Source organism: Streptococcus mitis (assembly GCF_002096735.1).
Lineage (GTDB): Bacteria > Bacillota > Bacilli > Lactobacillales > Streptococcaceae > Streptococcus > Streptococcus mitis_CZ.
In genome coordinates, this window is the sequence record NZ_NCVC01000016.1 from 24607 (window position 1) to 40799 (window position 16193).

The 16193-nt window shown below is 40.2% G+C and carries 14 protein-coding genes and 1 other annotated feature; all 14 genes read right to left on the reverse strand.

Features of this window, described 5'->3' with window-relative positions; all coding sequences use genetic code 11:
* Nucleotides 1-39: 39 nt before the first annotated feature.
* Complete coding sequence (gene rplL / locus B7703_RS05535) at nt 40-408, reverse strand: 50S ribosomal protein L7/L12 (protein WP_001196965.1); 369 nt, start codon at nt 406-408, stop codon at nt 40-42.
* 72 nt (nt 409-480) lie between these two features.
* Complete coding sequence (rplJ, locus tag B7703_RS05540; RefSeq protein WP_001287277.1) at nt 481-981, reverse strand: 50S ribosomal protein L10; 501 nt, start codon at nt 979-981, stop codon at nt 481-483.
* 38 nt (nt 982-1019) lie between these two features.
* Nucleotides 1020-1155, reverse strand: a sequence feature (ribosomal protein L10 leader region).
* Nucleotides 1156-1231: 76 nt separating this feature from the next.
* A complete protein-coding gene (locus B7703_RS05550) occupies nt 1232-2491 on the reverse strand; it encodes a TRZ/ATZ family protein (RefSeq protein ID WP_084923938.1) in 1260 nt (419 codons plus the stop codon).
* Between the two features lie 259 nt (nt 2492-2750).
* The gene (locus B7703_RS05560) at nt 2751-4499 is read right to left on the reverse strand and encodes an ABC transporter ATP-binding protein (RefSeq protein WP_084923940.1); all 1749 of its coding nucleotides are present in this window, start codon (nt 4497-4499) and stop codon (nt 2751-2753) included.
* A 1-nt stretch (nt 4500) separates the two neighbouring features.
* The gene (locus B7703_RS05565) at nt 4501-6225 is read right to left on the reverse strand and encodes an ABC transporter ATP-binding protein (RefSeq protein ID WP_084923941.1); all 1725 of its coding nucleotides are present in this window, start codon (nt 6223-6225) and stop codon (nt 4501-4503) included.
* Between the two features lie 60 nt (nt 6226-6285).
* Nucleotides 6286-7224: a peptide-methionine (R)-S-oxide reductase MsrB gene (gene msrB / locus B7703_RS05570; RefSeq protein WP_084923943.1), complete on the reverse strand. Its 939-nt coding sequence runs from the start codon at nt 7222-7224 to the stop codon at nt 6286-6288.
* 98 nt (nt 7225-7322) lie between these two features.
* Nucleotides 7323-8192, reverse strand: a complete 870-nt coding sequence (gene thrB / locus B7703_RS05575) for a homoserine kinase (RefSeq protein ID WP_084923944.1) — start codon at nt 8190-8192, stop codon at nt 7323-7325.
* Nucleotide 8193: 1 nt separating this feature from the next.
* Nucleotides 8194-9480, reverse strand: a complete 1287-nt coding sequence (locus tag B7703_RS05580) for a homoserine dehydrogenase (RefSeq protein ID WP_084923946.1) — start codon at nt 9478-9480, stop codon at nt 8194-8196.
* A gap of 151 nt (nt 9481-9631) precedes the next feature.
* Nucleotides 9632-10369, reverse strand: a complete 738-nt coding sequence (gene mecA / locus B7703_RS05585; protein WP_084923947.1) for an adaptor protein MecA — start codon at nt 10367-10369, stop codon at nt 9632-9634.
* 314 nt (nt 10370-10683) lie between these two features.
* Nucleotides 10684-11718, reverse strand: a complete 1035-nt coding sequence (gene tarQ, locus B7703_RS05590; protein ID WP_084923949.1) for a teichoic acid biosynthesis protein TarQ — start codon at nt 11716-11718, stop codon at nt 10684-10686.
* Nucleotides 11711-13180 (reverse strand): O-antigen polysaccharide polymerase Wzy family protein, encoded by a 1470-nt coding sequence (locus B7703_RS05595; RefSeq protein WP_084923950.1) that lies wholly within the window; start codon nt 13178-13180, stop codon nt 11711-11713. Before B7703_RS05595 ends, tarQ begins: the two co-directional genes overlap by 8 nt.
* A 15-nt stretch (nt 13181-13195) precedes the next feature.
* Nucleotides 13196-14182 carry a glycosyltransferase family 2 protein gene (locus B7703_RS05600; protein ID WP_084923952.1) on the reverse strand — a complete coding sequence of 329 codons (987 nt, stop codon included), beginning with the start codon at nt 14180-14182 and terminating at the stop codon, nt 13196-13198.
* A gap of 1 nt (nt 14183) precedes the next feature.
* The gene (locus tag B7703_RS05605; protein WP_084923954.1) at nt 14184-15287 is read right to left on the reverse strand and encodes a glycosyltransferase; all 1104 of its coding nucleotides are present in this window, start codon (nt 15285-15287) and stop codon (nt 14184-14186) included.
* Nucleotides 15277-16122: a LicD family protein gene (locus B7703_RS05610; protein ID WP_084923955.1), complete on the reverse strand. Its 846-nt coding sequence runs from the start codon at nt 16120-16122 to the stop codon at nt 15277-15279. The genes B7703_RS05605 and B7703_RS05610 overlap by 11 nt, the downstream gene beginning before the upstream one ends.
* Nucleotides 16123-16193: the final 71 nt, after the last annotated feature.

The window sequence follows — 16193 nt, forward strand, 5'->3', positions numbered from 1 at the left end:
GTTTAATCATGTTTTTAAGCTACTAATGTAGTCGCTCTATTATTTAAGAGTAACTGAAGCTCCAGCTTCTTCCAATTTAGCTTTGATTTCTTCAGCTTCTGCAGTTGCAACGCCTTCTTTAACAAGTGCTGGTGCACCGTCAACAAGTTCTTTAGCTTCTTTAAGTCCAAGACCTGTGATTTCACGTACAACTTTGATAACGCCAACTTTTTTGTCGCCTGCAGATGTCAATTCAACGTCGAATGAATCTTTAGCAGCACCAGCGTCAGCAGCACCAGCTGCAGCAACAGCTACAGGAGCAGCTGCAGTTACACCAAATTCTTCTTCGATAGCTTTTACAAGGTCGTTCAATTCAAGGATTGAAGCTTCTTTAATTTCAGCAATAATGTTTTCAATGTTCAATGCCATTGTTATTTCCTCCAAATATGTTTTAAATTTATAATAGATTTTCGTAGCTAGGCTACGCTGCGTAGCTTAAGATTAAGCTGCGTCTTCTTTGTTGTCTGCAACCGCTTTGACTGCAAGAGCAACGTTGCGCACTGGCGCTTGAAGTACAGAAAGGAGCATAGAAAGAAGTCCTTCGCGGTTTGGAAGAGTTGCAAGAGCAAGAATCTCTTCTTTAGATGCGACAGCGCCTTCGATTGCACCACCTTTGATTTCAAGTGCTTCAGCGTTTTTAGAAAAGTCGTTCAAGATTTTCGCTGGTGCGATAACATCTTCGTTAGAAAATGCTACTGCAGATGGTCCAACAAATACAGATGCAAGATCTTCAAGACCAGCTTTTTCAGCTGCACGACGCAAGATTGAGTTTTTAATAACTTTATACTCAACTTCGCTTCCACGAAGCTCACGACGAAGAACTGTATCTTGCTCAACTGTCAAACCACGAGCGTCTACAACGACGATAGATGCAGCAGCTTTCATTTTCTCAGCTACTACGTCAACTAGTTCCGCTTTTTTAGCAATAATTGCTTCACTCATTAGTGTGTTCACCTCCGTTATTATTTTGCTTGGGGAATTTTTCCAAAAGAAAAACGCGCCCAAACCTAGACACGAAAGTACAATACGCTTCTTTTTACATGATACGTTTTGTCCTCGGTAGGATACTTATGAGTCGAGCTCCCCTACTGTCTTAGGCAGTTTTTTCAAACCGTATATAAGTATAGCATAGTCAAAAAAAGAATGCAAGATTTTTGCAAACTTTTTTTAAAATTTTTTCGTGATTTTTCTTTTAAAGTTCTACTGTCAGGACTTGACCTTGCTTAACAATCTGTTCTCCAGCGATATAAACATCATCAACGTCGCTGGATTTGACTGCATAGACTAGGTGAGAGAGCATATTTTCTTGGGGTTGAAGATGGATTTTCCCTTGTGGTTGGATGACCAGAAAATCTGCTTGCTTGCCAACTTCCAGACTTCCTATTTCATTTTCCATTCCAAGAACCTTAGCACCTTCTATCGTTAGAGCTTTGAGGGCTGTGGCGATTGGAAACTGGCTGGCATCTCCACTCTTCATTTTCTGTAAGAGAGCTGCTGTTCGTCCTTCCTCAAACATATCAAGGTTGTTGTTGGAAGCAACTGAATCTGTCGCAATTCCCACAGCCACTCCTGCTTTTTGGAGTTGGATGATTGGAGCGATTCCTGAGGCCAGTTTGAGGTTACTGATAGGATTGTGAGCGATAGCCACTTGAGAAGTTGCCAAACGTTCAATTTCTCGATCGTTTAATTCGACCCCGTGAGCAAAGACAGATGGATGATCTAAGTAACCCAGTTCTTCTAAAAAGGCTAGAGGACGTTTGCCGTATCGTTTTAGGATAATTCCTGACTCCTCCTTGGTCTCCGCAACATGGATATGGATAGGAATATTCAACTCTTTTGCCATATCTAAGCTTTCTGCCAGCAAGTCTCTACTACAGCTGTAAGGAGAATGTGGTGCTACCATAACCTTGAAATTTGGATTTTCATATCCTAAAATTTCCTCAATAATTGCTCGAGTTCTTGCAATGGTCTCAGCAGTTGTTTCTGCCCCTGAAGAAAAGAGGGTCGGCGAGAAATAACAACGCATCTTGGAATCTTTCACTGCCTGATAAATCCGTTCAATATCCACACCATTGGGATTATACATATCATTAAAGGTTGTTGTTCCTGACTGGAGCATCTCTGTCAGAGCTTCTTTGACCGCCTTGGTAGTCATGTCAGGAGTAAATCCTGCTTCTGCAGGCCAGATATAGTCATTGAGCCATTCATGGAGATTGCTATCATCTCGAATTCCTCTCAATCCTGTCATAGCAGAATGGGTGTGACAATTGACCAAACCAGGCATAATCCAGGCTCCCTGATAGTCTATAATCTGCTCAGCTTGCTCTAAAATCTCTGACTGCTCTTGACCAACATAGACGATTTGAGAATCCTTAACGGCTAAGATTCCATCTAGATAAACATGGAAATCTTTGTCACAAGTCACGATATTTACATGCTGATAGACTTTCATTCTAGGCTCCTTTTCTAAAAGACAATTTATACTCAAATTCAAACCACTTAAGATTCACCTTGCCGTAGATATATGGTTACTGACTTCGTCAGTCTTATCTACAACCTCAAAGCAGTGCTTTGAGCAACCTGCGACTAACTTCCTAGTTTGTTCTTTGATTTTCATTGAGTATTACAGTGAATAATTTTTCTAGCTATTGTAACAAAAAAGTCACCCAAAGGCAACTTTTTTATCTATAAGAATTCGAAATTAGAATGGCTTATTCAGAGCTAAAAGCTGTAGCTTGCTGCATTTGGTAATACTTGCCCTTTCGAGCCATGAGTTTCTGATGGTTCCCATACTCAACAATATCACCATCCACTAAGACTAGAATCATATCCGCATCCTGAATGGTTGACAAGCGGTGGGCAATGATAAAGCTTGTACGCCCCTTCATGAGTTTTGCAAAGGCATCCTGAACCAGCACTTCTGTCCGCGTATCGATGGATGAAGTTGCTTCGTCTAAGATAAGAATCTTGGGAATAGCCAGAAAGACTCGGGCAATAGTCAAAAGCTGGGCCTGACCGACAGAGAAAGATTCACCTGCATTTTCCAGTTTGGTATCGTATCCCTGTGGCAACTGTTGGATGAAAAAGTCTGCATTGGCTGCTTTGGCAGCAGCAATCACCTGCTCCCGACTGGCTTCAGGGTTACCAAAGGCAATATTGTCATGAATAGTCCCTTGCTTAAGCCAGGTTTCTTGGAGCACCATTCCAAACTGTTGTCGTAAAGAGGCACGACTATAGTCATAAATGGATTTCCCGTCTAGCAAGATATCTCCCAAGTTAATAGGATAAAAACGCATGAGGAGATTGATAAGAGTTGATTTGCCAGCACCTGTCGGACCAACGATAGCCACCTTGCTACCAGCTGGAATATCAATAGATAAATCCTTAATCAAAATCTTTTCAGGATGGTAACCAAAAGAGACATGTTTAAAGGAAATAGCTCCTTTAACTTGGTCACTGGTCAAGACTTCCTTACCAGTTTCAGCCAGCTCAGTGCTATCTAAGACAGCATAGACACGCTCTGCGCAAGCAAGAGCACTTTGCAATTCGGCTAGAACTGAGGAAATATCGTTAAAGGGCTTAGTGTACTGTTGGACATAATTCAAAAAAGTCACTAAACGCCCGATAGTCAAGGTAGAGCCTATCATGATACGATAAGCTCCCACTCCAGCTAGAAGCGCATAAATGAGCGCATTTACAAAGCGAGTTGAAGGATTAACTGTTGAAGAATAAAAGATAGCTGACTGAGAATAACCTGCATAATTGGCATTAGCCTCGTGCAGCCTTTGGATAAACTCTTCCTGAGCATTAAAGGACTGGATAATGGTCTGCTGGTTCAACGATTCTTCAATTAATTGTGTCTGAATCCCCCTCGTCTCTGTTTGCTTCTGGAAGAGATGATAGGATCTCTTGGCAATAAAACGTGAAATTACCATAGACAGTGGCGTCAACAGCAAGACTAAGAGAGTCATGAGGAGATGAATCTGAAGCATGGCTAGAATACTAACAAAAATCATCAAGACACCAATGAAAAATTGGTTAAAAATCATGGTCAAGCCAGCTGCCAACTGTTCGATGTCCGTGGTTACACGACTGACCATTTCTCCACTTCCTTGTCGATCCACAAAGGCAATCGGTAAACGATGGAGCTTATGGATGATTCGCTCTCGCAAGTCTCTGGTATAAGAAAAGATTAGGCGATTATAGAGGAGAGGATTGACCCACTGCACAAGGGTATTTCCTATGACCACCAAGATCATTTGGAGAAAAATCTGCCAAAAAACTGATGAAGAACCAGCCACCATGGCTTGGTCAATGACCTGCCCAATCAAGATAGGAAGATAAATTGATAAGGCAACCTGGGCAATAGTTCCTAGAAAGGCTAGGAAAAGGAGGAAGGGATGACTTGCTAAATCTTTTGCCAAACGTTTGAGCGTCTGGTTTGCAGTTTGTCGTCTCATACTAGTCCTCCTTACCATGTTGGGATGCATTGATTTCGCGATAAACTTGACTGGATTTCATCAAGTCCTCGTGCTTGCCGATAGCTAGGAGCTCTCCTTTTTCTAAGAGGAGAATCTGGTCAGCCATCTGAAGTGTCGACGTTCTTTGAGAAATCAAGATTAAGCTCGTATTTGGCAAATTTTCTCGAATAGCTTTCAAGAGTCTAGACTCGGTAATGGTGTCCAGCGCCGAAGTTGCATCATCTAGGATGAGAAACGGAGTCTGGCGCAAGACTGCTCGAGCGATAGACAGTCTTTGTTTTTGACCACCTGAGAAATTTCGTCCTCCTGCCTCAACTGGAGCATCCAAAAGTCCTTCCTTTTCACTGACAAAATCCTTGGCTTGAGCAATTTCCAAGGCATGCCAAAGTTCTTGGTCCGTTACTTCGTGATTGAAACCTAGAGTCAAGTTGGAACGAATAGTTCCCTTAAAAAGTTCGACTTTTTGGGGCACATAGGCAATCCATGACCGCCACTGCTCCAAATTAAGAGGACTACGTCCATCTCGATAAAGGTCTATGCTCCCCTTGTCTGCTGGATAAAGTCCAAGAATGAGTTGCACCAAACTTGATTTACCAGAACCCGTTCCCCCAATAATACCAAGGATTTGCCCTTGCTTCATATCAAAGGAAATGTCTCTCAGAGAAGGCTGGGCCGCATCAGGATAGGTAAAGGTCAGTTCTTGAACTTGTAAAACCTGATTGCTGGTAACTTGCTTTTTCTCTAATTCTAAATGAATATCTTCTGGAGCCTCAGCAAAGACTTCCTCGATTCGCTTGGCTGAGATATAGGACTGGTTGAGAGAATTGATCAGCATGGCTAGCTTGACCAATTCCACCAAAATCTGTAAAAGATAATTAATAAGGGCAATGAGAGCACCTTGACTCAGCAATCCTCCTTGAATAGAAATATAGCCTTGCCAGATAATAACGAGGAGAGTTCCATTTACAATCAGATAGGTCAGGGGTGTTAATAAACTGGACCAAAAGCCAGTTTTTTCTTGCAATATGGCATAAACTTGGTTAAGAGTTTGAAAAATCTGTAACTCTCGTTTTTCTTGTCCAAAAGCACGAATAACCCGCATTCCTTGTAATTGCTGGCGTGTTTCCTGAACTAGTTGGTCCGTTTTCTTTCTCAGACTGCTGTAGAGAGGATTGACCAACCGAGAAAGGCCTACAATAACAATGGTCAAAATGACAACCATGGCCAAGAACCAGAAAGTCAGCTCAGCTGAGATTCGATAAGCCATAAAAATGGCACCAAAAACGATAATAGGCGCTCGCAAAAAGAGACGTAGGAATTGATTGATACCAGTCTGAATCTGGTAGGTATCTGAAATCAAGCGAGTCACCAAGCTAGAAGTTGTCAAACAGTCTCTGCTGTCCTTAGGTAAAGACAAAATATGACGATAAAGATCGTTTGTCAATTCCTTGGCAAAACCTACCGCAGCCTTAGCTGAGTAGAACTGGGCTATTAAGGCCACTACAACACCAATTACTGCAAAGATAAGGAGCAGGCCAATCTGCATCCAGAGATGACCTTGATTTCTTTGGGGCAAGGATTGGTCAACAATCCCAGCAATCACCATGGGAACCAAGAGCTCAAACACAGCTTCAAGTAGCTTGAACAAAGGTGCTAAAATCGATTCTCTGATGTAGGGTTTAAAGTAAGATAGTAAGTGTTTCATAAATCCCTTCTATTCGTTTTCTAGAAATGAAGAAAGTGGGAAGCACCCACCATCTCTGATTTATTTGTTTAAGTAAGGTAGTAGATAGCCATAGCCTGCTTCTTCCATCTCATCCTTGGCCACAAAGCGTAAGGAAGCAGAATTGATACAGTAACGGAGGCCACCAAACTCACGCGGTCCATCTGTGAAAACATGACCCAAGTGAGCATTCCCCGACCGAGAACGAACCTCAATTCGCTCCATTCCATGACTGAGATCCTTGTAATAATGAATCAATTCTTTGGAAATCGGACGGCTAAAACTTGGCCAACCACAACCTGAGGCAAACTTATCCTTGGCAAAAAAGAGTGGCTCACCTGTCGTGATATCTACATAAATCCCTTCTTCAAAGGTTTGGTCATAGGCATTGGTAAATGGAGCCTCTGTAGCAGCTTCTTGGGTGACACGATAGGACTCTTCAGTTAAGCTTTCCTTTAACACTTCTTGACTAGGCTTTTCATAGTTAGAGGCATCAATCAATGGCTTCTCAGCATCGGTCACATCGATATGACAGTAACCTGAAGGATTCTTCTTAAGATAGTCTTGATGGTAATCTTCAGCCAGAATGTAATGACGTAGTTTCTCCACCTCTACTGCAATCTTTCTTCCAAGCATGCGCTCCTGCTCCTGCACCACTGTGTAGATAGCTGGCAAATCAGCTTCATCTTGGTAATAAATTCCGGTCCGATACTGACGTCCACGGTCATTCCCTTGTTGATTGATGGATAAAGGGTCGATGACTCGGAAATAATAAAGCAAAATTTCTCTGAGTGACACTGCCTTCTCATCGTAAATCACTTGAACCGTTTCTGCATGGTCTGTTTCCTTGAGCAGCTGATAATTGGTCGTTTCGACTTGTCCATTAGCATAGCCGACACTGGTTGCTAGCACTCCAGAAATGCGTGAAAAATATTCCTCTAGACCCCAAAAACAACCAGCTGCTAGATAAATTTCTGCCATCTTTATTTCTCCTTTATCAAGTTTTTAACTCGAATTCTTTTCAAAAAAAGGATAGGAAGCCCTCTGGTCGAGAGTTTCCCCATCCTATCTTCTATTCTTTATTTTGCTTCGACACGGACACCTTGGGTATCAACCTTCAAGTCATGAAGCTTTCCTTTGAAGGGTTGCTTTTCCAATTCTGCCTTAATCGTTGGCATCTTGTCATGAGAAGCCAAGACCATAACTGTCGGCCCAGCACCAGAGAGGTAGGTTGCATAGGCACCATTTTCTTTGGCTACTTGCTTAATCGTCGCAAATTCTCTCACCAAGTCCTGACGATAGCGCTCGTGGAAGAGGTCTCCCTCGATTGCTTGCCCAGCAGTCGCCATGTCTCCTGCCAACAAGGCCGCAACCGCCACATTGGCGATAGAACTAGCTGCAACAGCTTCCTTATAGGACAATTTCTTAGGCAAGACACCACGACTGTCTCGAGTACGCAATTCATAGTTTGGAATGTAGGCTAGGAAATCACACTCTGGGAAGTCTGCTACGATAGCAGAAACTTGTCCATCAACAGAGCTTGCAATAACGAGATTACCATAAATGGCTGGAGCCACATTGTCAGGATGCCCTTCAATCTTGGTCGCTAACTGCAATTTTTCATGGTCTGACAAGTTGAGCTGGCCCAGTTGGTTGGCTAGTTCAATCCCAGCAACAATAACAGAACTGGAAGAACCCAAACCACGTGCCAAGGGAACATCACTAGTCATTTTTAAACGTCTTGGTTGCAAGTCTGGTACAATTTGCAAAGCAATTTTGAGCAAGAGATTACGATCGTCATGTGGAATCCATTTGCCAATCTGGTGTTCAATCAGCCACTCATCTCGTTCTTCACATACCTCAATTTGAAGATACTTGGTTACAGCTACACCGACCGAGTCAAATCCTGGCCCGATATTGGCACTGGTTGCAGGTACAATAATCTTCATCTTATTCTCCTAGCACCTTGAAGGTATTCAAGAGGTCGAATTCTGAAACCTTCTTCAATTCAGCTGAGACATTTTCAAACTGGGCTTTATTAATCTTGTGTGTGATGATCACGACACGCGCCTTGTCACCTTCTTTTCCATCTTGAAGGATTTGCTTGAAGGAAATATCTTGGGCATTAAAGATTTCAGCCAACTTCAAGACCTGACCTTTTGAGTCTGGAGCCAAGATTGAGAAGTAGTAGTTTGCTTTGACATCTTCTGGATTAGCCAAGACCAAGTCACGACTGTATTCGTTGAAGTCTTTACCGATGGTACCGTCATTCAAGCGACGAACGATACGGACAATATCTGCTACAACACTTGTTGCAGTTGGTTTTTGACCCGCACCTGGTCCGTAGTACATAGACTCACCAATACCAATAGATTCTATAAAGACAGCGTTCATTACGCCATTCACACTGGCAAGTGGATGCGCTTTAGGAAGGAAGGTTGGAGTCACTTCTGCAGCAATTCCTGAAGGAGTTTCCTCGATAGAACCAACCAATTTCACTACATAACCAAGGTCTTGGGCTACAGCTACATCTTCAGGTGTGATGTTACGAATTCCCTTGTGGGCTACGTCATCAAAGGCAACCTTCATACCAAAAGCAAATTGGCTCAAAATAACCATCTTGTAGGCTGCATCAATCCCATCCACGTCATTTGTCGGGTCACTTTCTGCAAATCCTAGACGTTGCGCTTCCGCAAGAGCATCATCGTAAGACCAGCCTTCTTCCACCATCTTGGTCATCATGAAGTTGGAAGTTCCGTTGACCACGCCAAGCACGCGCGTGATTTTATCAGAAGCCAAGGAATTTGCTAAAGTACGAAGAATTGGAATCCCACCAGCTACTGCTGCTTCATAGTAAAGTGCTACCTTGTTAGCTTTAGCGATTTCTAACAATTCTGCACCATGGACAGCCAAAAGGTCCTTGTTAGCAGTAACAACGTGTTTTCCAGCTTCGAAGGCACGAGTGATAAAGGTTTTAGCAGGTTCGATACGCCCCATCAATTCCACTACGATCGTAATGTCTTGATCTGACAAAATGTCATCCACATTGGTTACAAAGTTAAAGTCATTCCCTGCTGCAAGCAAGCGATTCTTTTCATCTTCATCCTTGACCAACACCTTAGCAACTTCAATCTCTGAATGTGCCGATTGATTGATTTTTTTTCCATTTTCCTTTAGGAGGAAAGGCACACCACTTGCAACGGTACCAAATCCTAGTAAAGCAATTTTAACTGTCATGTTTGTCTCCTCGAAATTTTCTAATATAGCCATTATAACAGAATTTTGTGAAAATTCCTATTATAGTAAATCACTATTTCAGTCTAGAAAAGAAAAAACGAATCTGATGATTCGCTCTTCTTAAAATCTAGAAATAGCTTTCCAGAAATGATTATCCAATCTTTTGTAGATTGAGCACTGCATCATGATTCATCAAGACTTGACCATACTCCTGCAAGACTGAACGACTGATATCACTATCGTCCGCAAACTCACGCATACGAGCCAACAGCCAAGCTGGATATGGACTTGGATGATTTTCAATATCCACTAAAATGGTCAAATAATAGCGCTCATTCATCTTGTAGAGTTCAGAAGTTTCCATCTCAAAAGTCACTGTCTTGGCAAAAGTAACCAAGTCAGCCAACTTAGCAAAAGAAAGGATGTAATAGATGTAAGGCTCTTTCTTGCTATCAGCTTCTTGTTCAGCATGCTCTTGCTCTTCTTCCTTAGCTTCGACTTGCTCTAGAGATTGAATCGCTTCGATGTCATCCTTGGTTTTGTCTGCGATGCTTTTTTCCAAGGTTTTGATAAATTCATCTGGCGACATTTGGGCTAATTCTTCCATATCTGGTAAATCCGATAAGTCTTCAAAATCTAGATTTTGGTCAATCTTTGATTTGGTTACAAAGACATCTACCTTATCAGGTTTTGGAGTCACACGGAAGCTCAACATGCCTGTATCCAAAAAGCTCTCAGGCATCTCTAACTCATCCAAGATGGCATAAAAAAACTCTTCTGTTTTTTCTTGAGGAACGAGAAAGTCAGCAATCTCCATTCCTCGATCCATCAAATCTTCTAAAGACATCGTGATTTTTAAAGTTGTATCACTGATTTGTTTCATTTTCATTGCTAGTAACCTCATACTTTCAGTTCTATCTATTATACTAGATTTTTACGATTTTATCAAAAGAAGGCTCCTCTGTCGGGATAGATTTTCCATAAGGTAACTTCTCTAGAAGACTCTAATACTCTTCGAAAATCTCTTCAAACCACGTCAGCTTTATCTACAACCTCAAAGCGGTGCTTTGAGCAACCTGCGGCTAGCTTCCTAGTTTGCTTTTTGATTTTCATTTAGTATAAAAGAAAATTTCTGCAGACAAATAGAAAAAGCCTTCAAAATCGGCTCTTAGCCAACTTTGAAGACCTAATACATCAGAAAGCTTATAGTTTAAAGGTTGCTACACCGAGGATAGAACGATTTAAGTTTCTGAGAATTTGAAGACTTTGCTCAAATTTCTTATAACGAGTCACTCCGTATTCTTCAACAAGAAGGACGGTATCTCTTTCTAAAAGAGATGGTACATCTTGTAAATCTACAAAATGCATTCCTTTCAAAGCCTCTTGATTTTGTTTTAATTTATCTAGAATAGCTTTATTTGAGCTAACAATAGTCAATTCTTGTCCAGCATTTTTGTATGATAGAATATCTGCTAGGTTGGCAATTGTTGTAATCTCTGTTACAAAATCAATTTGATACTGAGAAAAATCACCTGCTCTATTGATTGTTGGATTAAAGAGATAAACCAATACATTTCCCATCACAACCAAAATCACACAGACTACTCCAATAACAGCTAAACGTAGAATCAAGTTTTTCACATTCAATCCAAGCGCTGTCTCACCATTTGCATTCAATTCTTTAGAGTTGATGGTTTCCAATTTTTCAATTTTTACATTTGCATAAGTGTGTTTAAATTTCTCAATCAATCCATCAATTTTTCGCTCCAACAAGTCATTAGCATCTTTACTTGGTGTCAAAATTTTCACACCAACCCCTGCATCGTCAATCATATAGTAGACAGTCAGTTTTTTCCACCAATAGTCACTTGTAGAATTTTTCAAGGTTGTCTCTGTCGTATCCAATTCACTGGCAATTTTTTTCAACTCACTCGGTTCTACATCATTGAAAAGATAAGCTCCATTCAAATTCCCATCAATCAATTTTCCGTAGAAATCACTATAACCACCAATTTGATGATTCAAAATCGTTTTAGCTGAATCTTCTGGAGGGGTGATTTTATAGCTGATATAAGTTGAATAACTTGTTGTGTCTTTGACAGTATTTTTATTCTTAACTGCTTTAATTGTAAATGGTACAGCAATGAGAGCAAATAAAGCGATGAGAGCTAGAATATTTGCTTTTCGTTTTTTGTATAGATTTGCAAATAAATCCGCTACTGAATAATGTTCAAACATGATTTTTTTCTCCTTTGTTTAGTAGATACTGGTTCTCTTTTGTAAGCATTTTCGCTACGAATATAATCACAAGAACAATTCCCCAGAATTGCATTGTAAATAAATTGAAGAAACTTTCTGAAAAGCTACTTCTTGGCATAAAGAATAGATTATTCAAGATGAGTAGGGACAAGGCAAATAGGATTGTTCTTGAACGATAGGCTACTTGTAGCATGGCTATGAATAACATACCTAGCAAGAGACTAAGTAGAAAGACTCCTATCATACCATAGTCGGTATACAACTCCATAATATAGCTACTTCCGATACCATGTCCTTTCAAGTATTCCTTGTTCAAGACAAGATAGGATAGATTATGGGCATAACTATTACTATCAATAGCTAGTTCCACACTATTGGTTGTATGTTCAAAGGCTTTTCCTCCGAAAATGGCCCCTAAACTTCCCCTTGCAAAATAATCAAGGACAGGACCAAAAGTAAAATTGCGTAAATCTCGGTAAGGGAGGCTACTGTTAAATAGAAAGCCTCGAGCCAAAACACCAAAACTGGTTCCTTGTTTATAGATAAAGTCAAGCAGGATATCCCAGAAACCTGTATGGGAAACCTGGACATTATCCCGTACATAATTGAGTATTCCCATCGCTAACATGAGAATAGGAGAACCTACAAAAATAGCTAACTTTTCTTTAAACCCAATCCATTTTCCCTTTTCAGTTTGCTCCCGCATAAAGTAATAAACAAAAGCAAATAAAATACTTAAAATAAAGGGATTTCGTGTCCCGATTGCCAAATGAATAGTATTAGCTGCAATAAAGGAGACAAGCACTGCTGTTGCCTGCAATTTCTTTGGCTTGGTTGCCAAATACATACACATTGCATAGACCGTAAATGTTGATAAGATATAGGTAAAATAAGGCAGTTTACTTTCAAAGTTTGCATAGTAGGCGTAGTAGGAAGTCTGCAAGCGATACAGGAGTCGTTCAAATAAGCGAATAAAATAGAAAGGATAGGTTAGAAGAAAAACTCCTAGCGATACAAAGCGCAACCGCTTGATGTAAACCTCTTTTAGAGAACTTTCTATCTTCGATACTTGTATTTTCTTTCTAGCTATAAAATAGCGAGCTAGGAGCCCCCCTGTGGTCAATCCCAATATCGAAACCATGACAACTATAAAGGCAAAACGATAGGCTATGGGATGATAGGTATCCAAAGCGCCATCTCTAAAATAATCAATGGTCGGCCTTGATACCAGAAATACAAAAATAGTTAAAAAGAAAATAAAATGGATTAAGTAATACTTGATATCATTCCAACAAGCAATTAAGCTACTAACCAGTAAGAACAATAAAGTAGAAAGCAAGCTAACATTGTTATTATTAAACAGATATACAATTCCACTTACTAGCGTCAAGGCATAACTGACTATGGTCAAACTAAATAATAATCGTTTTCCATCAATCACTTGCTCACCCCCGTTCTAATGTAATTTTTTAGATTTTTCAATATTTTTTAGTAATAAGAATCGGTATAAGGAAATATTTATGAATAGAGCCAAAGCACTAATTCTTCTCCCCTTGCGGAAAATTGGATTCCTAGCAATAGCAAAGGCATGGCTTTTTAAAAAACGATGAATCTGAGAATAGGCTTCAAATTGTTTATACTGATCATCTAGTAACATCTTATCCAGAATAAAGAAGTGGGCATAGGCCAATCTGAAAAAAGCAACCTCTTTCAAGTCAGGATAGTTTTTCACAACTTCATTGTAAAACTTTTGGTAGATATCAATATAGGCTAAATCCTTCTCTGCATAGGGTTTAGTCGTAATACTATCCCCTCTATGGAAATAGTAATAATAGGGTTTGGTATTAACAACGTACTTCTTAGCCAACTTGATTAAATCAAAATGATAATAAGCATCTTCATAAATCAATCCCTTTGGAAAGGATAGGGCAGTTGCAATCTCTCTCTTGATTAGCTTATTACAAATCGTTCCAGGTATTTTTTCACCTATGAGGTATTCCCTCAGAAATGTTTGGGAATCACAGACAAAATACTCATCCTGATTGGCTGACTGTGGGCTTTCATCATTAGCATAGACATTCATGACACCACAGCTCGAAACATCCGCATCTTCTTGAATTAATTGCTCATATAAGCTCTGAATCATTTCTGGATGGATATAATCATCTGAGTCAATAAAAATCAGATAATCTCCGTGAGCCTGCTTCATTCCATCGTTTCGTGCTTGCGACAAACCTTCATTCTTTTTATGAAGCACTGACACCCTATCATCTTGTTCAGCGATTGAATCACACAAGCGACCACTTTCATCCGTTGCTCCATCATCAACAAGAATGATTTCCAGATTCTGATAGGTCTGCTTCTGAATGGAAGCTATCGATTTTTCTAGGTACTGCGCCACATTATAGACTGGCACAATGACACTAATTAATGCAGTTTCCATGCTACTCCTCTAATAGTTTTTCTACTTGTTCGATTTGTTTGGCAATTGTAAATTGCTGAATGAACTGGCTAGACTCATGGACATCAAAATTTGAGGCAGAAGTCATGTAGTCAATAATTGCCTGAGCCGCCTCTTGATTGCTCTCAATGATTTGTCCAAATCGTCCTTCTTGAGATAATTCCTCAGCTCCTCCGACATCCGTAGAGACAAAAGGAATTCCCAGACTCAAGGCTTCCACATACACTCCAGGAAAACCTTCTTGTTTAGACATAGACAAGAGAACTTTCGTCTGAGATAAATACTGATAAGGATTTTTTTGATAACCAAGGAAATGTACATAGTCTTCAAGCTCATATTCTTTGACGCGTTTTTTCAGTTCCTCTTCCATATCCCCAGCCCCGATAAAATAGAGATGATAGTTTTTTCCCTCTTGGTGTAATAATCGTATCACTTCCACCACACGGTCAGAACCCTTATTTTCCTCAATCCGTCCGATAGTACAGATACTTTGAGACGCAATCTCGATATCGATCTTCTCTTTAGATTTTTCTAAAATAGTCTTAAAGTCATATCCATTGTAAACTGTCCGTAATTTCGAAGCATAATCTGGATAGACTTCCTTGATAGAATTGCTGGTTTTATTCGAAATTCCTACAATGGTATCCGCAGCATCCAACTGGCGTCTATGTGACTCCCTTTTTGAGCTATCCTTAAGAAATTCTTCGATACTTCCATGAATCCAAGAGATTTTCTTGACTTCTTTTCTTTTAGAGAACAAAAGTGGAGGATTCATAATGGTAAAAGAAACTTCAACATCATAGTCATCTTTCACAAGCAAACGACGGGTCAGTCTTGGAAAATAAATTCTCATCCTCCACAAAAGAGCTCGTAACCATCTAGCTTGGCGATAATCCTGAAGGGATTTTAAAATGCGTACATGCTTGGGAACAGATTCGTATCCTTTATCAAAATGTTCCATTTCAAGAATATCAATATCATACTTTTCTGGATCTAGATTTGAAACAATGGTAGATAGAATCTTCTCTGCTCCACCCCCGAGAGAAAAAGACCACATAAAAAATAATATTTTTTTCTTAGCCACCATATTCTCCCTTGTATTCTTTATAAGACTTATCCATATCAGCGATGACAGCATCATGATGTGGTAGCTGCTTGTCTGCTGGTGGAGGTGTCATGTAGTCTCCAAAAGCAGTGCTGAGATAGGCATCATAGCCAACTGGAATGGGCATCTCTGTCTCTTCAAATGGCAAGAAAAGATTATCCTCAAAAGATTCGATTAGGTACTTGTTTCTCATGTAACCAGGACCCGAGCATAATTCAGTGATTCCATCGCTCTCAGCTAGACTGTATTTGGTCATTTTTTTCTCAGCCTTTTTCCAAATGCGATAACGGAGAGATTTTGGCGTCACGCCCAGTAAAATACGGCTTCCCCATTTCATAAGTGCACCATGCTTTTCTGGAATAGTTTGGGCACAAAAGAGTGAATAAATCAAGGCCCAACGAACCTGTTTTTTCCGCTCAGCTGGATTTTTCGGATAATAATCCAAAGGTAACACATCTAAGGCCAGACCATGTGGCAAATCCAAATCCTGCTGATAAGGCTTAATACAAGTCGTTTCCTTGTCACGAATGGTAATAAAAAGATTGCGGTCGACAAAATCCTTATTACTCTTTGACAAGAAATAACGCTCATCTGCATAACGAGGCCATAATTCTGCTAATTTTTCATAGTCCTTACGGGGCATAAAAAAGTCTAGGTCGTCGTCCCAAGGAATAAACCCCTTGTTTCGAAGGGCACCAATAGCACCTCCTCCACAGAGATAACAGAGCAAATCATATTCTTTACAAAAGGCCACAAAATATTCAGCCATCTCCAGACTTCGATCCTGAATTGCTTTTAAATCAGTCATATTGTTCATTATTCTTTCTATCGTATCGTTTCATTATACCACAAATAAGGGGTGAAAATCTATTGCAGACTGTAAAAAAT